Origin of the sequence: Streptomyces bacillaris (genome assembly GCF_003268675.1) — a bacterium.
Taxonomy (GTDB): Bacteria; Actinomycetota; Actinomycetes; order Streptomycetales; family Streptomycetaceae; genus Streptomyces; species Streptomyces bacillaris.
In genome coordinates this window covers 4,722,791-4,746,810 of record NZ_CP029378.1, presented here as the reverse complement: position 1 = coordinate 4,746,810, position 24,020 = coordinate 4,722,791, and the positions used below count along the sequence as shown (strand labels likewise).

The 24,020-nt window shown below is 71.9% G+C and carries 24 protein-coding genes and 1 tRNA gene; 9 read left to right on the top strand and 16 right to left on the bottom strand.

The annotated features are described in order from the left end of the window. Positions 1–19: 19 nt before the first annotated feature. Entirely contained in the window at positions 20–835 is an 816-nt protein-coding gene (locus tag DJ476_RS20605; RefSeq protein WP_103421124.1) for an exodeoxyribonuclease III, read from the bottom strand. A gap of 50 nt (positions 836–885) precedes the next feature. Here DJ476_RS20605 and DJ476_RS20600 point away from each other — a divergent pair, with 50 nt between their 5' ends. Next, positions 886–1,374, top strand: coding sequence for a GNAT family N-acetyltransferase (locus DJ476_RS20600; RefSeq protein WP_112491252.1), 489 nt, complete (start codon positions 886–888; stop codon positions 1,372–1,374). A 26-nt stretch (positions 1,375–1,400) separates the two neighbouring features. Here the strand turns inward: DJ476_RS20600 and DJ476_RS20595 are convergent, their stop codons facing one another. Further along, positions 1,401–2,882, bottom strand: a complete 1,482-nt coding sequence (locus DJ476_RS20595) for a sigma-70 family RNA polymerase sigma factor (protein WP_112491251.1) — start codon at positions 2,880–2,882, stop codon at positions 1,401–1,403. A 198-nt stretch (positions 2,883–3,080) separates the two neighbouring features. Between DJ476_RS20595 and DJ476_RS20590 the strand changes: the two genes are divergently transcribed. Continuing rightward, positions 3,081–4,124, top strand: coding sequence for a helix-turn-helix transcriptional regulator (locus DJ476_RS20590; protein WP_112491250.1), 1,044 nt, complete (start codon positions 3,081–3,083; stop codon positions 4,122–4,124). A 106-nt stretch (positions 4,125–4,230) separates the two neighbouring features. On the opposite strand, the gene DJ476_RS20585 is transcribed toward DJ476_RS20590, so the two are convergent. From DJ476_RS20585 to galU, 9 genes are all read right to left on the bottom strand, one after another. After that, positions 4,231–5,439, bottom strand: coding sequence for a S1 family peptidase (locus DJ476_RS20585; protein WP_112491249.1), 1,209 nt, complete (start codon positions 5,437–5,439; stop codon positions 4,231–4,233). 408 nt (positions 5,440–5,847) lie between these two features. Then, positions 5,848–5,985: a hypothetical protein gene (locus DJ476_RS34590; RefSeq protein ID WP_157841099.1), complete on the bottom strand. Its 138-nt coding sequence runs from the start codon at positions 5,983–5,985 to the stop codon at positions 5,848–5,850. A gap of 204 nt (positions 5,986–6,189) precedes the next feature. Further along, positions 6,190–6,263, bottom strand: a tRNA-Ala gene (locus DJ476_RS20580). 87 nt (positions 6,264–6,350) lie between these two features. After that, the gene (locus tag DJ476_RS20575; protein ID WP_112492576.1) at positions 6,351–7,574 is read right to left on the bottom strand and encodes a gephyrin-like molybdotransferase receptor GlpR; all 1,224 of its coding nucleotides are present in this window, start codon (positions 7,572–7,574) and stop codon (positions 6,351–6,353) included. A 162-nt stretch (positions 7,575–7,736) separates the two neighbouring features. Beyond that, positions 7,737–8,414, bottom strand: a complete 678-nt coding sequence (locus tag DJ476_RS20570) for a GNAT family N-acetyltransferase (protein WP_240676592.1) — start codon at positions 8,412–8,414, stop codon at positions 7,737–7,739. Positions 8,415–8,431: 17 nt separating this feature from the next. Then, positions 8,432–8,875 (bottom strand): molybdenum cofactor synthesis domain-containing protein, encoded by a 444-nt coding sequence (locus tag DJ476_RS35700; protein WP_103420970.1) that lies wholly within the window; start codon positions 8,873–8,875, stop codon positions 8,432–8,434. Between the two features lie 272 nt (positions 8,876–9,147). Next, entirely contained in the window at positions 9,148–9,684 is a 537-nt protein-coding gene (gene moaC, locus DJ476_RS20560; protein ID WP_112491247.1) for a cyclic pyranopterin monophosphate synthase MoaC, read from the bottom strand. A 95-nt stretch (positions 9,685–9,779) separates the two neighbouring features. Next, positions 9,780–11,093, bottom strand: coding sequence for a molybdotransferase-like divisome protein Glp (gene glp / locus DJ476_RS20555; RefSeq protein WP_070203598.1), 1,314 nt, complete (start codon positions 11,091–11,093; stop codon positions 9,780–9,782). A 5-nt stretch (positions 11,094–11,098) separates the two neighbouring features. Next, positions 11,099–12,001, bottom strand: coding sequence for a UTP--glucose-1-phosphate uridylyltransferase GalU (gene galU / locus DJ476_RS20550; RefSeq protein WP_112492575.1), 903 nt, complete (start codon positions 11,999–12,001; stop codon positions 11,099–11,101). Between the two features lie 93 nt (positions 12,002–12,094). On the opposite strand from galU, the gene DJ476_RS20545 reads away from it, so the two are divergent. Continuing rightward, positions 12,095–12,712: a 5-formyltetrahydrofolate cyclo-ligase gene (locus DJ476_RS20545; RefSeq protein ID WP_103420871.1), complete on the top strand. Its 618-nt coding sequence runs from the start codon at positions 12,095–12,097 to the stop codon at positions 12,710–12,712. Positions 12,713–12,748: 36 nt separating this feature from the next. Here the strand turns inward: DJ476_RS20545 and DJ476_RS20540 are convergent, their stop codons facing one another. Beyond that, on the bottom strand, positions 12,749–15,493 hold the full coding sequence (locus DJ476_RS20540) for a penicillin acylase family protein (RefSeq protein ID WP_112491246.1): 2,745 nt from the start codon (positions 15,491–15,493) through the stop codon (positions 12,749–12,751). Between the two features lie 375 nt (positions 15,494–15,868). On the opposite strand from DJ476_RS20540, the gene DJ476_RS20535 reads away from it, so the two are divergent. The 6 genes from DJ476_RS20535 (at position 15,869) to DJ476_RS20510 (ending at position 21,986) form a co-directional block, all read left to right on the top strand. Beyond that, positions 15,869–17,362 carry a potassium/proton antiporter gene (locus DJ476_RS20535; RefSeq protein WP_241565741.1) on the top strand — a complete coding sequence of 498 codons (1,494 nt, stop codon included), beginning with the start codon at positions 15,869–15,871 and terminating at the stop codon, positions 17,360–17,362. A 377-nt stretch (positions 17,363–17,739) separates the two neighbouring features. After that, complete coding sequence (locus tag DJ476_RS20530; protein WP_103420877.1) at positions 17,740–19,020, top strand: MFS transporter; 1,281 nt, start codon at positions 17,740–17,742, stop codon at positions 19,018–19,020. Between the two features lie 66 nt (positions 19,021–19,086). Beyond that, entirely contained in the window at positions 19,087–19,419 is a 333-nt protein-coding gene (locus DJ476_RS20525; protein WP_103420879.1) for an FmdB family zinc ribbon protein, read from the top strand. 165 nt (positions 19,420–19,584) lie between these two features. Beyond that, positions 19,585–20,460, top strand: coding sequence for an S-methyl-5'-thioadenosine phosphorylase (locus DJ476_RS20520; RefSeq protein ID WP_112491245.1), 876 nt, complete (start codon positions 19,585–19,587; stop codon positions 20,458–20,460). 180 nt (positions 20,461–20,640) lie between these two features. Further along, positions 20,641–21,315 (top strand): hypothetical protein, encoded by a 675-nt coding sequence (locus tag DJ476_RS20515; RefSeq protein WP_404827522.1) that lies wholly within the window; start codon positions 20,641–20,643, stop codon positions 21,313–21,315. Between the two features lie 113 nt (positions 21,316–21,428). Further along, positions 21,429–21,986 (top strand): MscL family protein, encoded by a 558-nt coding sequence (locus DJ476_RS20510; RefSeq protein WP_112491243.1) that lies wholly within the window; start codon positions 21,429–21,431, stop codon positions 21,984–21,986. A gap of 25 nt (positions 21,987–22,011) precedes the next feature. Here the strand turns inward: DJ476_RS20510 and DJ476_RS20505 are convergent, their stop codons facing one another. Genes DJ476_RS20505 through DJ476_RS20490 form a run of 4 tightly spaced genes read right to left on the bottom strand, consistent with a single transcriptional unit; the run spans position 22,012 to position 24,014 of the window. After that, entirely contained in the window at positions 22,012–22,251 is a 240-nt protein-coding gene (locus DJ476_RS20505) for a hypothetical protein (protein WP_053560843.1), read from the bottom strand. A 58-nt stretch (positions 22,252–22,309) separates the two neighbouring features. Beyond that, entirely contained in the window at positions 22,310–22,705 is a 396-nt protein-coding gene (locus DJ476_RS20500; protein ID WP_103420887.1) for a hypothetical protein, read from the bottom strand. Then, positions 22,702–23,415 (bottom strand): Rieske (2Fe-2S) protein, encoded by a 714-nt coding sequence (locus DJ476_RS20495; RefSeq protein WP_112491242.1) that lies wholly within the window; start codon positions 23,413–23,415, stop codon positions 22,702–22,704. Before DJ476_RS20495 ends, DJ476_RS20500 begins: the two co-directional genes overlap by 4 nt. Next, positions 23,412–24,014, bottom strand: coding sequence for a 4Fe-4S dicluster domain-containing protein (locus tag DJ476_RS20490; RefSeq protein ID WP_015609150.1), 603 nt, complete (start codon positions 24,012–24,014; stop codon positions 23,412–23,414). Before DJ476_RS20490 ends, DJ476_RS20495 begins: the two co-directional genes overlap by 4 nt. Positions 24,015–24,020: the final 6 nt, after the last annotated feature.

Genomic DNA, 24,020 nt, shown 5'->3' with positions numbered 1-24,020 from the left:
CCGTGGGCGACGGCCCGGCCTACCGCTCGTAGACCACCGTCACCGGCGCGTGGTCGCTCCACCGCTCGCCGTGCGTGGCGGCCCGCTCGACCCACGCCTTGACCGCGCGCCCGGCCAGCCCCGGCGTCGCGACCTGGTAGTCGATGCGCCAGCCGGCGTCGTTGTCGAAGGCGCGCCCCCGGTAGGACCACCAGCTGTACGGCCCCGCCACATCCGGGTGCAGCCGCCGTACGACGTCGACGTACGCGGCCTCCTCGAAGACCCGGGTCAGCCAGGCCCGCTCCTCGGGCAGGAAGCCCGAACTCTTCTGGTTGGCCTTCCAGTTCTTCAGGTCGGCCTCCTGGTGGGCGATGTTCCAGTCGCCGCAGACCACGACCTCGCGCCCGTCGGCCGCCGCCCGCTCCTTCAGCCCCTGGAGGTAGGGCAGGAAGGCCGCCATGAAGCGCTCCTTCTCCTCCTGCCGCTCGGTGCCGACCTCGCCGGAGGGCAGATACAGGCTGGCCACGGTCACGCCGGGGAGGTCGATCTCGGCGTACCGGCCGCTCGCGTCGAACTCCTCGGCCCCGGGCACACCGAACCCGCCGAAGCCGATCTGGGTCCGCTCCGGCGCCTGGCGGGAGTAGAGGGAGACCCCGGCGCGCCCCTTGGCGGCGGCGGGGGCGTGGACGGTGTGCCAGCCCTCGGGGTCACGGACCTCGGCGGCCAGCTGGCCGGGCTCGGCGCGGACCTCCTGGAGGCAGACCACATCGGCGTCGGTGCCCGCCAGCCATTCCACGAAGCCCTTCTTCGCGGCGGCGCGGAGGCCATTAACATTCACAGATGTAACAGTCAGCATCGGAAAACAGTACCTACCTCACCCGAACTCATAGATATACGATACTCAGCATGAACATCCGCCCGTGCCGCTTCGACCACCCCGACGCCGTCAAGCTCAACGACCAGGTCCAGCTCGAATATGCCGAGCGCTACGGCGACGAGGGGGACGTCACACCGCTCGACCCGGCCATGTTCGACCCGCCGCACGGTCTGTATCTGCTCGCCTACGACGAGCAGGAGCGCCCGGTGGCGACCGGCGGCTGGCGGACGCAGGACCGTAACCCGGAGGGGTACGAGGACGGCGACGCCGAGATCAAGCGGATGTTCGTGATCCCCGAGGGCCGTGGCCGGGGCCTGGCGCGCCGGATGCTCGCCGCCCTGGAGGAGGACGCCCGCGCGGCGGGCCGCACCCGGATGGTGCTGGAGACGGGTGACCAGCAGCCCGAGGCGGTCGCGCTGTACACCTCGTGCGGCTACACGGTCTGCGAGGTCAAGTTCGGCCACTACCGGACGTACGACAGCAGCATCTGCATGACGAAGCCGCTCCGGCAGCCGTAGCTCCCGGGGCGCTTCGGCGACGGGCACTAGCGCGGCGTGGCCAGCACCTGGGTCCAGTAGGGCCCGCGCGGCGAGTCCGCGATCCCCACGCCCACGTGGGTGAAGTCGCAGTTGAGGATGTCGTTGCCCTGCCCGGAGCTGCGGCGCCACTCCTCGACGACGGCGGCCGGGTCGGTGTTCCCGGTGGCGATGGTCTCGCCCACGGCGGACCAGAGGTAGCCGGAGCCGGTCACCCGGTCGCCCGTGGCCCGGCCCGTGGAGTCGGTGTGGCCGAAATAGGCCTGTTCCGCCATGTCCTCGGAGTGGTGCTGGGCGACCTCGGTGAGCCGGGGGTCGGTGGTCAGCTGCGGGCAGTGGTTGCGGGCGCGCAGGGTGTTGACCTCCGCCACCAGGCGCGTCTGCGGACGGGGCTGCGCCCGCGGTGCCGGGCTCGGGGAGGCCGCCAGGGCCGTGGTGGAGGGCGAGGCGCTCGGGGCGGCGGTGCTCGGCGTGGGCGACGGCGTGGGGGTGGGCGTCGGCGAGGTGGGCGGGGTGGCCGCCGTGGTGACCGGCCCGGGCGCGGGGAGCTGGGTCGTACCGCCTTCGGCGCGGGGCGCGGGCGGGGCGGGCGCGGAGGGCCACAGGAGTACGGCGATGGAGACGACGGCGGCCCCGGCGGCGACGAGCCCCGCCGCCTTGCCCGCCGAGAACGCGGCCGGGGCCACGGCCGGGGCGACAGCAGCGGCTGCGTGCTGGCCCCCCTCGTACAACGGCACCACCAGAGCCAGCCCGGAGAGCAGCCCCTCCGGCGGTACGAGCCCCGAGCTGCCGGCCGAGCAGGAGGCGCAGCCGCGTATGTGCCGGGCTATGCGCTTGCGCCACAGCGGCGTGGGCACCCCGTCCCAGTCGGCCACCAGGTCGGCCAGGAAGGGGCAGCGGGGCTCGGCGGCCAGCGCCCGGACGACCGCGCGCCCGACGTCGAGCTGGTTCTTCACCCGCTGGACGCGGACGGCGGCGTGCTGGGGCGGGAGCCCGAGGGCGTCCGCCAGCTCGGCCCGGGTCAGCTCACCGGTGGTTTCCAGCCACCAGAGCGAGAGCACATCGCGCTCCGCCTCGTCCAGCCAGCGGGTGGCCTCAGCGGTCTCGCGCCGCTGCCCGGAGAGCTCCAGCCGCAGGATGGTCAGATCGACGAAGTCGGCGGCCGGGTCGGCGGGCTCGTCGGTCTCCTCCAGGGCGGCGGGCCGGTGGCCGAGGACGGCCCAGCGGGTGCGGACCTGGTTCATGGCGATGGCCACCAGCCAGGACCGGAACCGGGTGGGATCACGCAGCGAGGAGAGCCCGGAGAGCGCCCGGAGCATGGTCTCCTGCACCACGTCGTCCACGTCCGGGTGGCCGTTGAGGGCACGGCCCACGACGTTGTAGACCAGCGGCAGATAGAGGGCGGCGAGCCGCTCCCCCGCTGCCTGGTCCCCGTCCCTGGCCGCGACGACCAGAGCGGTGACGTCCACGCCGTTCACGCTGTTCACCACGTGCTCACTTCCTCGGGCCGTACGGAGGACGCCGGGCGGTGCCTCCCGGGAGTGTGGGGCAGGTCACTCCCGGGGGTTTTGTTATCCGGTCCCTCTCCGGTGGTCAACCAGTATGCGGGGGCCTGACGGGTACCCCGCGGCGGGAGTGCCGGGTGCACCGGGTGAGTGCGGGGATGCGGGAGGGACATGTCGAGCCGAATGGAAGCCGGCGTCGGGCCGCCGGACGCCGAGGGCGCCCCGAGCGCCACGAGGCCAACGAGAACCACGAGCGCCCGCGACCTGCGTACGGCGCTGAAGGCGGGGGCGCCGGGGGACGCCGGGGCGCCGGAGGGCACCCCCACCCCCGCCCCCGACGCCTTCCCGGCCGCGCTGCGGGAGGCGCTGGGCCGACGCGGCCTCTCCCTGGAGCGGGTCAGCGAACGGCTGCGGGCGCGCGGGATCGGGGTCAGCCAGGCCACGTTGAGCAGCTGGCAGCGCGGCCGGAGCCAGCCGGAGCGGGCCCGTTCGCTGCGGGCGGTGGAGGTGCTGGAGGAGATCCTGGAGCTGCCGGGCGGGGCCCTGCGCTCGCTGCTCGGCCCGCGCCGCCCGCGCGGCCGCGTCGCACCGGCCCGGGGCGAGAGCGCGGCCCTCCAGGTGCTGGGCAAGGACTCGGTGGTGGAGAAGGCTCTCGGGGAGCGGTTCCGCCACTTCAACCAGGCGACCGGCTCGCTGCTGATCCACGACGTGGTGACGCTGGGCGAGCGCGGCACGCTCGGCAACCTCACCACGACCAATGTGCTGCGGGCCAGCCGCGCCGGGGCCGACCGCGCGCTGTTCGTCCTCAGCTTCGACGACGAACAGGCCGAGCCGCTCGACATACGCGTCACCAGCGGGCGGCTGGGCGAGGCCACGTACCTCAAGGGGCTGAAGTCCCTGGTACTGGAGATCCACTTCGGCCGGGAACTCGCCAAACTGGAGACGACGGTGGTGAGTTACGCGGTCGACGTGAGCCCGTCCCGGGAACCGGCCACGCACTACGAACGGTGGTCGCGGGCGAATCTGCACGAATATCTTCAGCAGGTCTTCTTCCATCCGGACGCGCTTCCCTCGGGCTGCCGACGGTACTTCCGGGACCAGGTGGGCTCCCCGCCCCGCGGGCAGCGACGCATTTCGATGAACGATCCCCACAGCACCCATGTGCTCGTCTCCCGCTGCAAACCCGGAGTGCACGGAGTGGCCTGGGATTTCGGCACACCGGAATGACGGACAACGGATGACGCATGGCAGTCGGCGGAAATGATGGAAACGGGAGACCGCCCAGGGTCAGTGGACGGTCTCCCGCGTATGCGGCACCTTCACCCGGTCGGGGCTACTTGGTGTTGAGCGTCAGCCCGTAGTACTTGAGGGCGTCGTCGAGCGGCTGGAAGTACGACGAACCGGGCGAGTTCACCTGGCCGTTGCACCGCTGGCCGATCGGCCCGCCGGAGGTCAGGCCCTGGGCCTGGTTGCCGGAGACGTAGGCGCCGCCGCTGTCGCCGCCCTGAGTGCAGACGGAGGAGCTGGCGAGGCCGGTCACGACGGTGTCGGGGCCGCCGTTCTCGTCGGTGTAGGTGACGCTGACGTTGTACGAGCCGACCTTGCCGCAGGTCCAGCCGGTGGTCTGGCCGGACTTGCAGAGCGCCGAGCCCTGCGGGGCCCGCTGGCTGCCCCGGACGGCGACGGTGCCCGCCTTGCCGTACGTGGTGATGTCCAGGCCGATGGAGTGGCCGGCGTCCACGGTGGCGATGCCCATGTCCACGCTGCGGGTGCCGAGCGCGAACCGGGTGTGGGTGCCCTTGGCGAACCGGGTCCCGTTGTACGCCAGTGCGGGCAGGTCCTCGATGCAGTGCCCGGCGGTGACCAGCACCTGCTTGCCGTTGCGGTCCTTGGCGCCGTAACCGACGGAGCAGAGGTAGCCGTTGAACGTCATGCGGCTGCCCGGCGGCACGACGGCCTGCGTCTCCAGCTTCTCCTGGCCCTGGACGACCCGTACGGCGTCGCCGTTGCTCTTCGCGGCCTTGAGGAAGTCACGGGTGGCGGCGTCGGACGCCCCGTTGACCTCGACGGTCACGGTGTCGGAGGCAAGGTCCACGGACCAGGCCGAGACGCCGGCCGGGGCGCTCTTGAGGGCCTTGGCGTCGAGCTGGGCCTTGATCCGGTCCAGCTCGCTCTCGCCGCGCTCGGGGACCCGTGCTGCGAGCCCCGCCGCCTTGACCTCCTTCGCGGCCTCGGCGTCGGCCGCGTTCACGACGAGCGTCCCGTCCTTGGCGAAGAAGGCCCCGAGGGTGGAGACCTTCTCGGCCCGCAGCTTCGCGAACCGCTCCTGCTGCCCGGCCTCCTTGTCGAGCCGCACCACGGCCGCCTGCTCACTCACGCCCAGGGTGGTGGCGAGAGCCCGGACCATCTCCGGCTGGTACCGCAGCGGCGCGGATTCCTCCGTACCGGCGTAAGCCCCTGTGGCGACTCCGGCCGACAGGAGGGCGCCGATGGTGGCCGCCACGATGTATCTGCGCGCGTTCTTCTTCTTTCCGTGCTTCACGCGGTTCCTTCCGCTACACGGGCGGAGTGTCCAGACAATGGGGGGGTGGCCACACCGCGCTTGGGGACGCGCGATGTGTTCCATGGACACTGCCCGGCGGCGATGACATGTTCCTGTCGCCGCGTCCCGAACTCTCGCGTAAACAGAACTCCCGCGACAAGGACCGGAGATGGGGCTCTTTTCTACAGAACTGGCCGAGAACTGTAGTGAAACGCGGCAGAAACAAACGGGCCCCTCCCTCACCGGGGACGACGACACCCGCCCCGCGCACCGCACGCCGGAGAAGGCCCGCACACACGCCCAGGCCGCCCGGGCACACCCGGACGGCCAGGAAAGGAACGCCTACGAGCTCCCGTCACCTGCGGCGGCAGACGACGGGACGACCACCGACCGGACCGGTCGGGCCGATCAGGCCGGCTGGCAGTACGCGATCGGCACGTCGAAGCTGAAGTCGCAGCCGTCACCGGCGAAGCTGGTACCGGCGAACCCCAGCGAGAAGAGCGCACTGAGCGCGAGAACCGTCAGGGACTTGCGGACGACGGACATGATTCCCCCTCCACACAACGGCAGGGTGGCCGCCCGGTCGAGGGCCGCCCCGGCAGCACGGCGGGCGCCGCGCGGCAGGGGAAGCGTAGAGCCGGCGGAGATCCGGAGGCAGAGGGCAGACGCAGAAATCCCGCCCGATCAATGTGATCGGACGGGATTTCCGTCAACCGCCTGCGAGCTGAATCGCGAGACAGTTTGTTGTTGTGGACCTGTGGGGATTTGAACCCCAGACCCCCTCGATGCGAACGAGGTGCGCTACCAGACTGCGCCACAGGCCCTTGCAACGAGTGAAACTCTAGCACCCTCACGGGGGTGCTTGGAAATCCGTTCCTCCGCTGGTCAGCGGTGTCGGAGTTCCGGGGGTCTCACTCGTTGGCCGCGCGGGGCCGGTCCTCGTCGTCGTACTGGTCGAAGAGGGGGGTCCGGCCCCGGTCGCGGGTGCGGCGGGACTGGTTGGTGCGCTGGCGCGGGGCCGGGTCCACCGTGGGGTGCGAGGTGCCCGTGCGGGTGGGCTCGGCGGTGCTGGAGCGGGCCGCGCTCCAGGTCTCCGGGTCGCCGACCTCGACGCCGCCGGTGGCCCGGGGGGCGACGGGGGCGGTGACATAGGTGGGCAGCGGTACGGGGACGGGCTCCCAGCTGTCGCCCTGGACCCGGTCGCGGTCGCGCTGCTGGTCCACCCACTCCGCGTGGTCCGTCTGCTCGACGAGGGCGCGGCGGCCGGCCTCCTGGGGGGAGACCGTGGGGGTGGGTTCCGGCGCCGGGTGGTGGGCTTCGGAGTCGTCGTCCTGCCCGGCGGGGGCCGAGGCGGCGGGCTGGTGCCCGCGGGGCCGGTTCTCGCGCAGCCGCTGCGCCGCGACCTCGGCCCGGCGGCGGTCCATGGTGAAGGCGAACCGGCGCCGCTCCTGGGCCCGCAGATGCACGATGTACGTGCTCAGCAGGACGGCGGGGACGGCGGGCGCCCAGAGGAAGCCGAGTCCGCCGACCGCCGCCACGATCGCGCCGAGGGTGAAGGCCAGGAAGAGGACGATCGTCGTCCGTCTGCGCCGTGCCAGAACCTGGGAGCGCTGGGCGCGCCGGGCCCGCTCGGCGTCGGCGGCTCCGGTGCGCGGTCGGCGCTGGGCCGGGGGGCCGCCGGCCGACGCGGGGCGCTCGCCGGACCGGCGGTCGTGCGCCTGACGGTCCGACGGCTGCCGCTGGTCCGGGGGCTGATGGGGCGTCCGCCGGTCGTGCGCCTGGCGATCGGAGCCCTGGGGGCCCGGGGCGCGCTCGGGAGCGTGCGCCGGGTCGTGCACCCTGGCTTCCGTATGCGCCGGAGGCGCGGCAAAGGCCCGGACGTCCACGGAATCCATACGGTCCGTCTCGGCGTCCGGGTCGACGTCGGGCCCCGCCTCCTCGGCGGTGCGCTCCCGCAGCTCCCTGGCGTACCGGCGCTCCATCGCCGCCCGTCCGGACAGCAGCCGGATGGCCGTGCTGAAGCGTTCCGTCGGACGGGCTTCGTTCAGCTCGTCCTGCCTGCGGAGCCACATCGGCACCAAGTAGGCGGCCCAGGCCCCGACGATGACTGCGTAGATGAGGCCGCTGCTGCTCACGCTCACACCGTAGAGGGGTTTACGCGGAGGCATCCGCCAATTGGCCCGGTGTGTCGCACGATCCGGCTGATATCACGGACTTTTTTTGTGATTGATCGGATCAACAGATGGCGACAGGGCGACCCATCGCGGTCATCCGGCGATCAAATTCGAACATTTATTTTATTCGGCCGGACTGTCCGGGCTCGGACCCGGACTCGAACCCGGGCTGGGGCTCCGACCCGGGCTCGGACCCGGGCTCCGGGGTGCCGTCGGCCGCGTCCGCCGCCAGCGCCGGAGCATCCCCTCGGGGACCTCCTCGGCCGTGAGCGCGAAGATCAGATGATCCCGCCAGGCCCCGTCGATATGCAGATAGCGCGGGCGTACGCCCTCGGAGCGGAACCCGAGCTTCTCCACCACCCGGCGGCTCGGCGCGTTCTCCGGGCGGATGCAGACCTCGATGCGGTGCAGCCCCACCGAGCGGAAGCAGTGGTCCACGGCGAGCGCCACGGCCGTCGGCATCACCCCGCGCCCGGCGACGCCCTGGTCGACCCAGTAGCCGATGTGGCCCGAGCACATCGAGCCCCAGGTGATCCCCGCGACCGTGAGCTGACCGACGAGCCGGCCCTCGTACTCGATGGCGAACGGCAGCATCCGCCCGGCGTGCGCCTCGGCGCGCAGATGACGGACCATCTGCCGGTACGTGGGCCGCTGTGCGACCGGGCCGCCGGGCGCGGGCGGCGGGACCGTGGCCTCCCAGGGGCGCAGCCAGTCGCGGTTGCGCCGGTTGACCTCACGCCACACCCGCTGGTCGCGCATCTTTATCGGGCGCAGGACGATCTCGCCGTCGGTCAGCGTCACCGGCCAGGTCGCGATGTTCAGCTCGGGCTCCCCGGTCGGGGGTGGTCTCCGCCTCGGAGCTGGTCGACCGCGTGCACCAGGAGCCGGGCGAGGACGGAGAGGCCGTCGCGGACCCCGCCGGTGGAGCCGGGCAGGTTGACGATCAGCGTGCGGGAGGCGACGCCCGCCAGGCCCCGGGAGAGCGCGGCGGTGGGGACCTTGGCGAGCCCCTCGGCCCGGATCGCCTCGGGGATACCGGGGATCTCGTGGTCGAGGACGCGGCGGGTGGCCTCGGGGGTGGCGTCGGTGGGCGAGATGCCCGTACCGCCGGTGGTGACGATCACGTCGTACCCGGCGGCCACGCCTGCCCGCAGGGCCGCCTCCACCGGATCGCCGTCGGGGACGACCTGCGGTCCGTCTACCGTGAAGCCGAGGGCGGTGAGCCCTTCGGCGATCAGGGGGCCGCCCTTGTCCGCGTACACCCCGGCGGAGGCCCGGTTGGAGGCGGTGACGACGAGGGCGCGGTAAGTGGGGGTGGGGGTGGGCTCGGGTGTGTGGGCGGCGGCGTGCGAGGGTGCGGGCGTGGCGGCGTGCGCGGGGGTGGCGTGGCCCGGCTCGTGTGCCGACTGCCCCTGCCCCGGCTCTCCGTGGCCCGGCGCGTGCTCCGGCGTGCGCCCCGGCTGTTCGTGGCCCGGCGCGTGCGCGGACTCCCCCGGCTGTTCGTGGCGCGGCGTCCCCGGGCCGTGCGGCGGCGTCATGCGGTCGGCCCCGCTGTCGGTCCTGTCGTCGGGGCTGCCGTCGGGCCCTCCGGTGCCGGGCGTCGGTAGTCGCCGGACTTGCCGCCCGACTTCGCCTCGACCCGTACGTCGGTGATGACCGCGCTCTTGTCGACCGCCTTCACCATGTCGACCACCGTCAGGGCCGCCACCGAGACCGCCGTCAGGGCCTCCATCTCGACGCCCGTGCGGTCCGTCGTCTTCACCGTGGCCGTGATCTCCACCGCGTCGTCGGCCACGCCCAGATCGACGTTGACCCCGGAGACGGCCAGCGGGTGGCAGAGCGGGATCAGGTCCGGGGTGCGCTTGGCGCCCATGATCCCGGCGATCCTCGCGGTGGCGAGGGCGTCGCCCTTGGGGACGCCCTCGCCCCGGAGCAGTTCGATGACGCGCGGCGAGACGAGGACCCGGCCGCTGGCGCGGGCGACGCGCGTGGTGACGTCCTTCTCGGAGACGTCCACCATGCGGGCCGCACCCGCCTCGTCGATGTGCGTCAGCCTGTTCTGCGTACTCAACTCACTCCGCCTAGCGGTAGGGGCGCCGATCGGCCCGGCCCGGAGAGGGTCCTCCGGAAGGCACGGCGGCAGATAGTACCGCCACCGGGTGGCCGTCAGCGGAGCAGGATCACGTCCGTCTCCGTGCCGGGCTCGGCGGAGGTGGTCTCCTCGGGCAGCACGATCAGCGCGTCCGCCTGGGCGAGAGCGGCGATCAGGTGGGAGCCGGAGCCTCCGACGGGGGTGACGGTGCCCGCCTCCTCGTCGTACCTGCCGCGCAGGAACTGGCGGCGGCCGGCGGGCGAGGTCAGCGCCTTGTCGGTGCTCAGCCGGGCCCGGACCGTGGGGCGGTGGAGGTCGTCCGTCAGGCCCATCAGGGCGCGGATGGCGGGGCGGACGAACAGCTCGAAGGAGACGTAACTGGAGACCGGGTTGCCCGGCAGGGCCAGCAGCGGGGTGTGGTCGGGGCCGATCGAGCCGAACCCCTGCGGTTTGCCCGGCTGCATGGCGAGCTTGCGGAACTCGATCCCGCTGCCCGGCTCGTCCTCGTCCCCGACGGAGGAGAGCGCCTCCTTGACGACGTCGTACGCGCCGACGCTGACGCCGCCCGTGGTGACGAGGATGTCCGCGCGGATCAGCTGGTCCTCGATGGTGGCGCGCAGGGTCTCGGCGTCGTCGGTCACCGCGCCGACCCGGTAGGCGATGGCTCCGGCGTCGCGGGCGGCGGCCGTGAGCGCGAAGCTGTTGGAGTCGTAGATCTGGCCGCCGGTCAGCTTCTCGCCGGGCTGGACCAGTTCGCTGCCGGTGGAGAGGACGACGACGCGGGGACGGGGCCGTACGACGACGGTCGAGCAGCCGATCGCGGCGAGCAGCCCGATCTGCGGCGGGCCCACGATCGAGCCCGCGCGCAGGGCCAGATCGCCGGGCCTGACGTCGCTCCCGCGCTCACGGACATGGGCTCCGGCCTCGACGGCCCGGTGGACGCGGACCTCCCCGGTGGCGCCCTCCGGTGCGTCGGAGTGGGCGCGCATGGCGGCGGCCGGGCCCTCGCCCGTACCGCCGTCCGTCCACTCGACCGGGACCACGGCCTCCGCTCCGGCGGGCAGCGGGGCGCCCGTCATGATGCGGGCGGCCTGCCCCGGCCCCACGACCTGGCCGTCGGCGAGCCCGGCGCTGCCCGCGGCGACGTCACCGATGACCGTGAGGACGGCGGGGAACTCCTCGCTCGCCCCCTCGACATCGGCGATCCGCACCGCGTAACCGTCCATCGAGCTGTTGTCGAAGGGCGGCAGGGCCACCTCCACGACGACGTCCTCGACCAGGACGCAGCCCTGGGCGTCGGGCAGCTGCAGCTCGATGGGTTCGAGCGGCCTCACCGTGGCGAGGATGTCGTCCAGATGCTCGTCCACCGACCAGATCGTGCTGCTCACAGCGGTTACATCTCCTCGGTGACGTACGTACGGAGCCAGGTCCGGAAGTCCGGCCCCAGGTCTTCACGTTCGCACGCCAGTCTGACAATGGCCCGGAGATAGTCGCTGCGGTCCCCGGTGTCGTAGCGGCGGCCCTTGAAGACGACGCCGTGCACCGGGCCGCCGATCTTCTCGTCCTGGGCGAGCAGCTGGAGGGCGTCGGTGAGCTGGATCTCGCCGCCGCGCCCCGGCTCGGTGTGTCGCAGTATGTCGAAGACGGCGGGGTCCAGGACGTACCGGCCGATGACGGCGAGGTTGCTGGGCGCGTCCGCCGGCTCGGGCTTCTCGACCAGGCCGGTGACCCGGACGACGTCGCTGTCGACCGTGGCGTCCGCGGCGGCGCAGCCGTACAGGTGCACCTGGGCCGGGTCGACCTCCATCAGCGCGACGACACTGCCGCCCTCGCGCTCCTGGATCTCCACCATGCGGGCCAGCAGCGGGTCGCGCGGGTCGATCAGGTCGTCGCCCAACAGCACGGCGAAGGGCTGGTCGCCCACGTGCGGGGCGGCACAGAGCACGGCGTGACCGAGGCCCTTGGGGTCGCCCTGGCGCACGTAGTGCATGGTGGCCAGGTCGCTGGACTCCTGGACCTTGCCCAGCCGGTCGGCGTCACCCTTCTTCTGAAGGGCCGACTCCAGCTCGTAGTTGCGGTCGAAGTGGTCCTCCAAGGGACGCTTGTTCCGGCCGGTGATCATCAGTACGTCGGAGAGTCCCGCCGCGACGGCTTCCTCGACGACATACTGGATCGCCGGCTTGTCGACGACAGGCAGCATCTCTTTGGGAGTGGCCTTCGTGGCGGGCAGGAACCGGGTGCCGAGACCTGCTGCCGGGATGACGGCCTTGCTGATCCTGGAGGGCGACTGAGTCATGCGCAGCACCATAACGGGTGCACACGCTCAGAAGATGAGCTGCCACTAAGTTTGCCCTTAAATATGCCCATACGAGAACTGTGTGAGTCTCTGGTGAACACCGAAAAGTCCGGAAAGAGCCCTGTACAGGTGCCCGGAAAAGCCTCTCTCCGGCGCGAACTGCTCGCCACCCGGGCCCTCCTGAGCACGGAGGACGTCACGGCGGCCGCCACGGCTCTCGCGGCCGGCGCCCTGGCGCTCCCCGAACTGGCCGACGCCCGGACGGTCGCCGCGTACGTCTCCGTGGGCCGCGAACCGGGCACCCGCGCCCTGCTGGACGCGCTGCGCGAGCGGGGCGTACGGGTGCTGCTCCCGGTGCTCCTGGCCGACAACGATCTGGACTGGGCGGTGTACGGGGGCGCGGAGCGCCTGCTGCCCGCCGGGCGCGGGCTCCTGGAGCCGGACGGGGACCGGCTCGGCCCGGCGGCCGTGGTGGAGGCCGACGCGGTCCTGCTGCCGGGGCTGGCCGTGGACGGGGCGGGGATGCGGCTCGGGCGCGGCGGCGGCAGCTACGACCGGGTGCTGGCCCGGCTCTCGGCGGCCCGGGCCGATCCGGCGCTGATCGTGCTCCTGTACGCGAACGAGGTGGTCGCGCGGGTCCCTGTGGAACCGCACGACCACCCCGTGGACGCCGTGGTCACCCCGGCCGGAGCCCGGCGCTTCACCGCCTGAGCCGCAGCTACGGCTCAGGCGGCAGCGTGCCGACAGCTACGGCTTCAGTGTCAGCGTGTCGACCGTGGACTCGCCGACCGCCTCCGTGCCGAAGGACCAGTCGAGCAGTTCGCCGTTGGCCCACTTGTCGGTCTGGTCGGTGTAGTGCGCGTTGAACGCGTGCCCGGAGGCGCCGGTGAGGTTGATCCAGCGGGACTTGTCCCAGTCCCCCACGTTGACGACCATCCGCATCGACGGCACCCAGACGACCTCGTAGCCGCTCGCCGCGTTCCAGCCGGTGGCGTTGACCGCCGCCTCGCCGCCGCCGAGGTTCCAGGGACCCCGGTTGAGCGCCCGCTTGAGCAGGTCGGGCCCTTCGGTGCCGAGGGTCTGGTTGGTCAGCGTCAGGCGGTGCAGCCGGCCCCAGCTCCAGGTGGAGATGTCCTTGCCGAGCTTGGCGGCCAGCTCCCAGCGCGCGTCCTCCAGCGCCCGGGCGAAGAGGTCGTCACGGTTCTCCAGCGCCTCCTCGCGGCCCCGGGAGGGCGCCTTCCACCACTCGTTCTCCTGGTCCTTGACGATGTCGCGGACCACCTGGAACCAGCGGTCCCCGCCGTCGGGCTGCGCGGAGTCGCCGTCGCGCTGGCCGCACTCCCGTACGAGCTTGTGCTGCTGGTCGACCGGGCCGCTGTTCCTGGCCGGCGGCACGTTGATGCAGTCGCCCTTGACCCGCAGCTCCTTGGGGAGCTTGTTGCCGAAGGCGAGCTTCAGGATGTTGCGCCAGACGCCGTTGAAGTACGCGGCGGCGGCCGAGTCGGGCTCCTGGGTGTAGTCCCAGCCCTCCAGCAGCTTCTGCGCCTCACGCACGCTCGGGTCGGAGATGTTGATCTTCAGCAGTTCGGGCACCAGCAGCGCGGCGATCTCGCTGGTGTTGTCCATCTGCATCTTCTGCATGTCGTCGGTCGAGACCTTCTCGCCGCCCTTGATCTTCTGGGCGATGAGGTCGTTGATCCGCTGACTGCGGGTGCCGTAACCCCAGTCCTTGGTCAGCAGGTGGGGGTACTTGCTCTCGTCGATCACGGCCTGGTTGGCGGTGACGATGTAGCCGCGCTCCGGGTTGTACTCGTAGGGCAGCTCGTCGAACGGGACCGGCTCCTTCTTCCAGCCGTACGCCGGGTCCCAGCCGGGGCTGGGCAGTGTGCCGTCGCCCTTGAGGCGGACCGGGACGGTGCCCGGCGCCTGGTAGCCGATATTGCCCTCGGTGTCGGCGTAGATGAGGTTCTGCGAGGGGACCTCGAAGTTCTCGGCGGCGGCCCGGAAGGTGGTGAAGTCCTTGGCCCGGTTGATCGCGAAGACCGCGTCCATGGACTTGCCCGGCTGGAGCGCGGTCCACTTCAGCGCGACGGCGTAACCGTCGGCGCGGTCGGGGGCGGAGTTGCCGACGGGGGCCTTCTGGCCGACCTTGTCCAGTTCCCTGCTGCGGTCGGATACCAGGGGTCCGTTGTTCGTCTCACGGACGGTGATCTTCCGGTCCTTGCCGCCCGCGACCTTGATGGTCTCCTCGCGGGTGACGAAGGGCTTCACCTTGTTGTCGTACAGATAGCCGTCGCCGGAGACCTTCTCCAGGAAGAGGTCGGTGACGTCCGCGCCGAGGTTGGTGAGGCCCCAGGCGATGTCCTTGTTGTGGCCGATGACCACACCGGGCATCCCGGAGAAGGTGTAGCCCGCGGTGTCGTACTGGCAGGACTTGGAGACCTCCCGGCAGTGCAGCCCCATCTGGTACCAGAGCGAGGGCAGCATCGGCGCCAGGTGCGGGTCGTTGGCCAGCAGCGCCTTGCCGGTGGTCGTGTGCTCGCCGCTGACGACCCAGGAGTTGGAGCCGATGCCGTTGCCGTTCGGGCCGAGCAGGGCGGGGATCTCGTCCAGGGTGTCGGCGAGCGCGGAGAGCTGGGTGTTCAGGCCCTCGGTGGCGCCCTGCGCGGTCTGGGAGCCGATGGTGTCGGACGGGGCGGCGTCGGGGTCGAACTTCCCGGTGACCGGGGAGACCGCGCCGCGGTCGACGATCGGCTGGTGCGTCTTGTACGGGTAGTCCGGGTACAGGTCCCGGATCTGGGCCTGGTCGAGCCGGCTGGTCAGCAGCGAACGGTCGATCTCGTCCTGCATGTTGCCGCGCAGGTCCCAGGCCATCGCCTTGAGCCAGGCCACCGAGTCGACCGGGGTCCACTCCCCGGGCTTGTAGTCGTTGGTCAGCCCGAGCGCCGCGTACTCGACCGAGATGTCCCGGCCTTCCTTGCCCTTCAGATACGCGTTGACACCGTCCGCGTACGACTGGAGGTTCTTCTTGGTCTCGCCGTCCAGGACCTTGTCGTACTCCTCCTGCGCGACCTTCCGCCAGCCCAGCGTGCGCAGGAAGGCATCGGTCTCCACCTGGCCGGAGCCGAACATCTCGGAGAGCCGGCCCGCCGTCATATGACGCCGTACGTCCATCTCCCAGAAGCGGTCCTGGGCGTGCACGAAGCCCTGGGCGCGGAAGAGGTCGGCGTCGGTGTCCGCGTAGAGCTGCGGAACGCCGTACGCGTCCCGCTTGACCTCCACGTCGCCGGAGAGGCCTTCGAGCGTGACCGTCCCGGTGGTCTGCGGGTACGAGGCCCGCACCGTCGAGACGGACCAGTAGGCGCCGAACCCGACACCCGCGACGAGCGCCAGCACCAGGACGAGCAGAAGAAGGCGGACTCGGCGCCCCTTCTTCCTACCGGGCTTCTTCGCGTCGGAAGGGGCGGAAGAGTCGGTTGTATTGGCGGGCATCGCTGTCCTTCGAGGGGCAGGGTGGTCCTGGGGGTGCAGGAGCAACCATAGGCGCAGCCGAGAAGCCACTCGGACGCGGTATAGGGATGCATCCATTTGCGCGTATCCCTCGTACGGGCACGCGAAGCCCCACCGGCCTCACCGGGCACACACGGAAGCCGTCACGGACGAACGCGCAAACCACCGGGAACGAACGCACAAGCCGTCAAGAACGAACGCCGAAGCCATCAAGAAAGCGTTAAAGATTAGGTAAGGTAACGAAGTACTGGCTGCCGGAGGACGATCCGGCCGGCGTACGCAGGGAAGGAACGGACCCTGACTGTCCACGCGCTCAACGAACTCCTGCTCGTCTGCTCGCTCGTCCTGCTCGTCGCCGTGGCGGCGGTACGGATCTCCTCGCGCAGCGGGCTGCCCAGCCTGCTCCTGTATCTCGGCATCGGGATCGCCCTGGGGCAGGACGGCATCTTCGACGTCAAGTTCGACAACGCCGAGCTGACCCAGGTGATCGGCTACGCCGCCCTGGTCGTCATCCTCGCGGAGGGCGGACTCGGAGCGAAGTGGAAAGAGGTCAGGCCCGTCCTGCCCGCCGCCGCGGTGGTCTCCACCGTCGGCGTCGGCATCAGCGTGGGCATCACGGCCGCCGCCGCGCACTACCTGGTCGGCCTGGAGTGGCGCCAGGCCCTGATCATCGGCGCGGTCGTCTCCTCCACCGACGCCGCGGCCGTCTTCTCCGTGCTGCGCAGGGTCCCGCTGCCGTCCCGGACCACCGGCGTCCTGGAGGCCGAGTCCGGCTTCAACGACGCCCCCGTGGTCATCCTCGTCGTCGCGTTCTCCGCCGTCGGCCCGGTCGAGCACTGGTACGTCCTGATCGGCGAGATCGCCCTGGAGCTGGCCATGGGCGCCGCCATCGGCATCACGGTGGGGTGGCTGGGCTCGCTCGGGCTGCGCCATGTCGCCCTGCCCGCCTCCGGCCTCTACCCGATCGCCGTCATGGCCATCGCCGTGATGGCGTACGCGGCCGGAGCCATGGCCCACGGCAGCGGGTTCCTGGCGGTCTACCTGGCCGCCATGATCCTCGGCAACTCCAAGCTGCCGCACTGGCCCGCCACCCGGGGCTTCGCGGACGGGCTGGGCTGGCTGGCCCAGATCGGCATGTTCGTGCTGCTCGGCCTGCTGGTCACCCCACACGACCTGGTCGACGACTTCTGGCCGGCCGTCGTGGTGGGGCTGGTGCTGACGGTGGTGGCCCGGCCGCTGTCGGTCTTCCTGAGCCTGGCGCCGTTCCGGCTGCCGGCCCGCGAGAAGGCGCTGATGTCATGGGCCGGGCTGCGCGGGGCCGTGCCCATCATCCTGGCGACCATCCCGATGGTCTCCGGGGTGGAGGGCAGCACCAGGATCTTCAACATCGTCTTCGTGCTCGTCATCGTCTACACCCTGATCCAGGGCCCCACCCTGCCGTGGGTCGCGGCCAAGCTGAAGATCGCCGACGACCAGGCCGAGGCCGACGACCTGGGCGTCGAGTCCGCCCCGCTGGAGCGGCTGCGCGGCCATCTGCTGTCGGTGGACATCCCCGCGAAGTCCCGGATGCACGGCGTCGAGGTCGGCGAGCTGCGGCTGCCGCCCGGGGCCGCGGTCACGCTGGTGGTCCGCGAGGAGCAGAGCTTCGTGCCCTCCCCCACCACGGTCCTGCGGCGCGGCGACGAACTGCTGGTGGTGGCGACCGACCCGGTGCGCGACCAGGCGGAGGCCCGGCTCCGGGCGGTCGACGAGGGCGGCAAGCTGGCCGGCTGGCTGGGCACGGGCAACAGCCCCGTACGGAAGGCCGGACTCGCGGACGACACCCCCCGCGCGGGCGCGCGCCAGCAGTAGGCATCACCTGTAGTACGCCCGCACCTCCCCTCCAGGCCTGCCCATCCCTATAGAACGCGTCCCTACAGAACGCATCCCTTATAGGACACTGATCACAGGCCCACCAGGAAGCTCTGTGCACATTCACAGGCGCCCAGGGCTTCCTGGCCTGTACGATAAAGGCACATTGATCGACCAACTCTGTCTGATGCAGAGCTGGCGCGACCGTATGGCGGTCGTGGTGTCTCTTCGCCCGGCGTTTCTCCGCCGCTGGCAGCGAGTCGCCCGGCATCTACCGCAGTTCCGCGCGAAGAGGACAGCTCTCGGCCGCTTCCGTCCGGCCCGCCCCACAAAGGCGCCAGGAAGCAGCGCTACCAGGCGGCAGAAAGGCAAGGACCGTGGCGACCACGGTCACCGACCGCCCCGGTTACGGGCAACTGCTCCGCACCCCCGGTGCGTGGACCTTCCTCCTTCCGGGCTTCGCCGCACGGCAGCCCTTCGCGATGCTGACCATCGGCATCGTGCTGCTCGTCCAGCACACCACCGGCTCCTACGGCAGCGCCGGGGCCGTGGCTGCGGTCGCGGGCGTCTCCATGGCGCTGGTGGCCCCGCAGGGCGGCAAACTCGCCGACCGGTTCGGCCAGCGGGCCGTGCTGCTGCCCGGCGTCCTGCTGCACGCCGCCTCCGGCGGTGCGCTGGTGGCCCTGGCGCTGGCGGACGCGCCCCTGTGGGTGCTGTTCGCCGCCGCGGTGCCCACCGGTGCCTCGGTCCCGCAGATCGGCCCGATGGTGCGGGCCCGCTGGGCCGCGATGCTGGGGGCCACCCCGGACCGGCCCGCCTCCCCGCTGATGTCCACGGCCGCCGCCTTCGAGTCGGTGACGGACGAGTTCACCTTCGTCCTCGGGCCGGTGATCGCGACCGCGCTCTGCACCGGCGTGCACCCGGCGGCCGGACTGATCACCGAGGCCGGCCTCACCCTGGTCGGCGGTCTGCTCTTCGCCGCGCAGCGCGCCACCGAGCCCACCCCCCGCCCCGCCGCCACGGCGGATCGGCCGCACACCTCGGCGCTCTCCGTGCCGGGCGTCCGGGTCCTCATCGTCGCCTTCCTGGGCATCGGCGCGGTCTTCGGCGGTATGCAGGTCTCGCTGACGGCGTTCACCCAGGAGATCGGCCACCCCGGCATGAACGGTCTGCTGTACGGGATCTTCGCCGCGGGCAACATGCTGGCCGGCATCGTCTGCGGTGCCGTCGCCTGGAAGAGCAGCCCGCAGCGCCGCCTCGTCGTCGGCTATGTGGCGCTGACCCTCATGGCCTCCGGCCTCTGGGCCGTGCACTCCGTACCGCTGCTGGCCGGACTCGGCCTGCTCGTGGGCCTCTGCATCGCCCCGGCGCTGATCAGCGGCTACACGCTGGTCGAATCGCTGGTCCCGGCCACCGCCCGTACCGAGGCCTTCACCTGGCTGACCGGCGCCGTGGCGCTGGGCCAGGCGGCCGCCGTGACCGTGGCGGGCCAACTCGCCGACGCCCGCGGTGCGAGCACCGGATTCCTGGTCCCGCTGGCCGGTACCGTACTGGCGCTGGCGACCCTGCTGGCCCTGCGCTCGCGGCTGGCACCGAAGTCCGCGGGCCGCACGGTGGCACGTGGGATCGGTCACCGCGAGCCGGTCACGGTGGACTGATCCCGCGGAATACGTCAGTATGGAGCGTCGTTAGCACTCATTGAGTGAGAGTGCCAGGAGGAGCAAGTGCCGACCTATCAGTACCAGTGCACCGAGTGCGGCGAGGGCCTCGAGGCGGTGCAGAAGTTCACCGATGATGCCCTGACCGTGTGCCCGAGCTGCGACGGACGCCTGAAGAAGGTGTTCTCTGCGGTCGGCATCGTCTTCAAGGGTTCCGGTTTCTACCGGAACGACAGCCGCGGCTCCTCGTCGAGCAGCACGCCGGCCTCGTCGACCTCGAAGTCGTCCGACTCGGGTTCGTCCTCGTCGACGTCGACGGGTTCGGACACGAAGTCGTCCGCCTCCTCGTCGTCGGCCCCCGCGCCGGCCTCGTCGTCGAGCGGTACGTCGGCCGCCTGAGCCCGCGTACGCCCCACCTGCACCACCTGCTTTTCACCGGACCCCGCCGAGACCACTCGGCGGGGTCCGGTCGTGTGTGGACCTCTGTGTGCACACACGGTGGGTCCGGTCGGCGGGTCCCTTCGCGTCTGTCCCGGAAATCGCTCCTCCGGATACGGTGATCACATGGCGAACGCACATACGGAAACGGGCTCCGGTACGGGTACCGAGGGTTCCGCGGAGATCGGTGTCATCGGCGGCTCGGGCTTCTACCCCTTCCTGGAGGACGTCACCGAGGTCACCGTGGACACCCCCTACGGCAAGCCCAGCGACTCGGTCTTCCTCGGCGAGATCGGCGGCCGCCGGGTGGCGTTCCTGCCCCGCCACGGCCGCGGCCACCACCTGCCGCCCCACCGCATCAACTACCGGGCCAACCTCTGGGCCCTGCGCGCCGTCGGGGTCCGCCAGGTGCTGGGCCCCTGCGCCGTCGGCGGGCTGCGCCCGGAGTACGGACCGGGCACGCTCCTCGTCCCGGACCAGCTGGTGGACCGCACCAAGAACCGGGTGCAGACCTACTACGACGGTGAGACCCGCGCCGACGGGACCGTGCCCGCCGTCGTGCACCTGGGCTTCGCCGATCCGTACTGCCCCGAGGGCCGTAAGGCGGCGCTGGCGGCGGCGCGCGGCCACGACTGGGAGCCGGTGGACGGCGGCACCCTGGTGGTCGTCGAGGGGCCCCGCTTCTCCACCCGGGCGGAATCCCGCTGGCATGCGGCGATGGGCTGGTCGGTGGTGGGGATGACCGGGCATCCGGAAGCCGTACTCGCCCGGGAACTGGGGCTCTGCTACACCACGATGACCCTCGTGACCGACCTGGACGCGGGCGCCGAGGCCGGTGAGGGCGTCTCCCACGAGGAGGTGCTCCGGGTCTTCGCGGCCAACGTGGACCGGCTCCGGTCGGTGCTGTTCGACGCGGTGGGCGGGCTGCCGGCGACGGGGAGCCGCAACTGCATCTGCGCCCATGCGCTGGACGGGATCGACACGGGGATCGCGCTGCCGTAGGGCAAGTGCCGCTGGATCACGGGGGAGGGCCGGTCCACCGGATCGGGTGACGGAGTTTTCCACAATCCCGGGGTTGTCCACAGGCCCCAGCGGGATGTGCGCGGATCGTGGATCGTGAGGGGAGTTCGGCCGGGACCTCCGGCCGGACTCCCCTCGTCGCGTCCGATCGCAGGTGAAGCCATGTCTCCGCCCTCCTTCCCCCTCCCCGACCACACCACTCCCCCAGGTGCCTCCGGCCGTGTGAAGCCGCCGCCCAGGCCCCCGGCGCCGCCGCCCGCGCCGTGCGGGGTGGGGCCGTTCGCGCCCCTGCGGGTGCGGGGCGGCGGGGCGTACCGGCTGCGGCGGATCCTGCGCAGGCGGCGGCGCACGCTCGCCACGGGGCTCGCCCTGGCGGGCGCGGCCCTGGCCACGACGGGCGGCCTGAGCAGCGCCGGTTCCGGCGCGGGCGCCCCGGAAGCGGCGGCCTCGGACACGGCATCCCCGAGCACGGGGGTCTCGGGGATGCCGGTCCCTGGCGCGGCTGCGCCCGGTGCGGCGTCCGATACGACGGTGGGGGCCGGGCGGCCGTCCGCTCGGCTCGTCTCCGCGCCGGTGCGGATCGCCGACGCGGCGACGGTACGGCTGCTGCGCCCGGGAGACCGGGTCGATGTGATCGCGGTCGGTGAGGCGGGCGACGACGCCCGGCTGGTCGCGCGGGACGTGCGGGTGGCCCGGGTGCCGGGCGGGGCCGCCGACGGGGGCCCGGCGCCCGACGGGGCGCTGGTGATGCTGTCGGTGGAGCGGTCCACCGCCACGGCGCTGCTGGGGGCGGGCGCTGCGGGGCGGCTGGCGGTGGCGGTGTCCGATGCGAACTGACGCGCTCTCAAGTCACCCGTGCGCATTACCGGATTGGACAGTTTCGCCTTCTCCCGCCTTAGGTGGCGGAGCAGTTTGCTCCCCTCACCGCACATGCGAAAGAAGGCTCACCTGTGAGCGAGAAGAAGGTCAGTCTCCTGGAGGGCTTCAAGGCCTTCCTGACGCGCGGCAATGTGATCGATCTGGCGGTGGCCGTCGTCATCGGCGCCGCGTTCACGAACATCGTGAACGCGTTCGTCAAGGGCATCATCAATCCGCTGGTCGGCGCGTTCGGCACGCAGGACCTGGACAGCTACAGCTCCTGCCTCCGGGGCCCGTGCACGACGGATCCGGCCACCGGCGAGATGGACGGGATCGAGATCCTGTGGGGGTCCGTGCTCAGCGCCGCCCTCAGCTTCCTGATCACCGCCGCCGTCGTGTACTTCCTGCTGGTGCTGCCGATGGCCAAGTACCTGGCCAGGCGGGCGCAGATGCAGGCCGCGAAGGAGGGCGTGCAGGAGACGCTGGAGGTCAGCGAGCTGGAGGTGCTCAAGGAGATCCGCGACGCCCTGGTCGCGCAGCGCGGTGGTGGCGGCGCGGCCGGTGTCGGCGGACCCGGTGTCGGCGGACCTGGTGCCGGGGGCGCCGGTGGGCCCGGCGAGAGCGGCGGGGCGCTGCCGGGCCGGGACTAGCTGCGGTAGTCCGCCGGTCACCGGTTCAGATGTGGTGGGGCGGCTTCTCGTCGAGGAAGCGGGCGAGGTCGGCGGCGCCGGAGCCGCCCGAGGGCCGCTCGCCCCATCCCCGGTCCGTGTCGTCCGCGGACTGCTGGTCCAGCGGATCGTCGAAGATCAGAACCGGCTTGGGCTTCGGTTCCCGCGGCGGCTGTACCTGTGGCTGCTGTGCCTGGGGCTGCTGCTGCTTCGCGTCTCGCGGACCGGGGGCGGGGGCGGCACTCATGGTTCCAGGGTACGGCCGTCGGCAGTCGGGTCCGGGCGACGGCCGTCGAGGGCGGCGGTCAGCGGTCCTTCGGGTCGAGCAGCCAGATGGCCAGCACGGCGAGGAACGACAGGCAGAGGAAGCCGGCTCCCCACCAGGCCGTGCCGGTGTTGCCCTCCATCCACTCGTCGATCAGCACGGTCAGCCCCCAGAGCTGGCCGACGACCACGGTCATCGCCAGCGCGAGGCGCGCCGTGAGCTTCGAGGAGCGCTCGGGTTCCTGGTCGGTGCCCGCGCCGGGGCCGGGCCCGGTGCGGCGGACGCGCGGGTCTCCGTACCCGCTGGTGGGGCGGATCTGGGGATACCGCTCATGGACGGGCCGGTTCAGCGCGGGGTCGGCGCTGCCCGGGTGGTACGTCGGGTAGTGGCTGCCCGGGGGCGGCAGCGGCTGCTCGGGGTGCGGGGCGTCGCTCATGCCCGCCCGCCCGGCGTCTCGGTGGCATCGGCGGTGGGGGAAGCCCCGGGGCCCGGTGCCCGGGGCGGGGCTTCGGCGCCGCCGCCGATGTCGGGGCAGCCGATACGGGCGGCGAGGTCGGGGCGCTCGCCCCCGAGCCGGCGGCAGAGACCCGCCTCGACGCTCTCACCGGAGCGGGTGGTCCCGATCGCCCAGATGCTGCCGTCCTCCTCCTCGATGACGACGACCTTCGGCAGTCCGCGCGGGGGCGGGCCAGCGGTCACCTCACCGGAGCGGGCGTCGAAGACGCCCTCGTGGCAGGGGCAGTACAGCTCGCCCTCCCGCCCCCGGTCCTTGCGCCACAGGACGGCGCAGGCGAGGTGGGTGCAGACGGCGGAGTAGCCGACGAGGGTGCCGTCGTCGAGCCGTACGGCGACGGCCCGGTCCTCCTCGCCCGGGTAGCGGAAGGCGATGGACTCGCCGGGCGGGAGCTGCTGGGCGATGCGTCTGGCCTCGGGGGCCTTGCCGTCCTCGTCGTCGCCGTGGCGGTGCAGGATGCCCGCGGCCACGCCGATGCCGCCGAGGGCGAGGCCGCCGGAGACGGTGGTGACGATCCGGAGGTAGTCGCGCCGGGTGGTGAGGGAGTCGGCGGCGATCCGGTCCTGGAGCGCCTCGCGCGGGTCTCCCCCGGCCGGGCGCTCGCCGCCCGGCTGCTGTTCGGTGACGCTCATCGGCGGACGTCCTTCCCGTTGATCTCGACGACGGGCAGCCCACCGGGGACCGGCCACTGCACCTTCTCGGCGGGGACGACCATGGCCACGCCGGTGCGGACCTCGGTCTCGCCGAAGACGAAGGTGTCGGCGACCTGGACGCCGGGGCGCTCGGCCTGGAGCTCCTCGACGGTCCCGTAGAAGAGGGCGCCGGTCGGGCAGACGGTGGCGCACATGGGGGCGAGGCCGTAGGCGGTGCGGTCGTAACAGAGGTTGCACTTCAGCTGGAGCTTGGCGCCGAGGTCGATCTTCGGTACGCCGAAGGGGCAGGCGTTGACGCAGTTGGCGCAGCCGATGCAGCGGGTGGTGTCGGCCTGCTGCACCACACCGTCGGCGGTCACCAGGATCGCGTCGGCGGGGCAGACCTCGGCGCAGGGGGCGACCGGGTCCTCGCAGTGCATACAGACGGTCGGAAGGGAGGCGACGGAGTGACCCTCGTCGGTGTAGTCGAGATGGATCATCGATTTGCCGCGGTGCGAGTCGCATTCGCGGCAGGCGGAGACACAGGCCTGGCAGCCGATGCAGCGCCCCGGGTCGATGAAGATCGTTCTGCCCATCATGGGCCT

Excerpts from the sequence above, each read along its gene's own strand:
- DJ476_RS34590 (WP_157841099.1), bottom strand. The coding sequence starts at position 5,985 with ATGTCCGTCGTCCGCAAGTCCCTGACGGTTCTCGCGCTCAGTGCGCTC.
- DJ476_RS20540 (WP_112491246.1), bottom strand. The coding sequence starts at position 15,493 with ATGCCCGCCAATACAACCGACTCTTCCGCCCCTTCCGACGCGAAGAAG.
- DJ476_RS20605 (WP_103421124.1), bottom strand. The coding sequence starts at position 835 with ATGCTGACTGTTACATCTGTGAATGTTAATGGCCTCCGCGCCGCCGCG.
- DJ476_RS20600 (WP_112491252.1), top strand. The coding sequence starts at position 886 with ATGAACATCCGCCCGTGCCGCTTCGACCACCCCGACGCCGTCAAGCTC.
- DJ476_RS20495 (WP_112491242.1), bottom strand. The coding sequence starts at position 23,415 with ATGAGCGTCACCGAACAGCAGCCGGGCGGCGAGCGCCCGGCCGGGGGA.
- DJ476_RS20505 (WP_053560843.1), bottom strand. The coding sequence starts at position 22,251 with ATGAGTGCCGCCCCCGCCCCCGGTCCGCGAGACGCGAAGCAGCAGCAG.
- DJ476_RS20590 (WP_112491250.1), top strand. The coding sequence starts at position 3,081 with ATGGAAGCCGGCGTCGGGCCGCCGGACGCCGAGGGCGCCCCGAGCGCC.
- DJ476_RS20515 (WP_404827522.1), top strand. The coding sequence starts at position 20,641 with ATGTCTCCGCCCTCCTTCCCCCTCCCCGACCACACCACTCCCCCAGGT.
- galU (WP_112492575.1), bottom strand. The coding sequence starts at position 12,001 with ATGACTCAGTCGCCCTCCAGGATCAGCAAGGCCGTCATCCCGGCAGCA.
- DJ476_RS20500 (WP_103420887.1), bottom strand. The coding sequence starts at position 22,705 with ATGAGCGACGCCCCGCACCCCGAGCAGCCGCTGCCGCCCCCGGGCAGC.
- DJ476_RS20490 (WP_015609150.1), bottom strand. The coding sequence starts at position 24,014 with ATGATGGGCAGAACGATCTTCATCGACCCGGGGCGCTGCATCGGCTGC.
- DJ476_RS20520 (WP_112491245.1), top strand. The coding sequence starts at position 19,585 with ATGGCGAACGCACATACGGAAACGGGCTCCGGTACGGGTACCGAGGGT.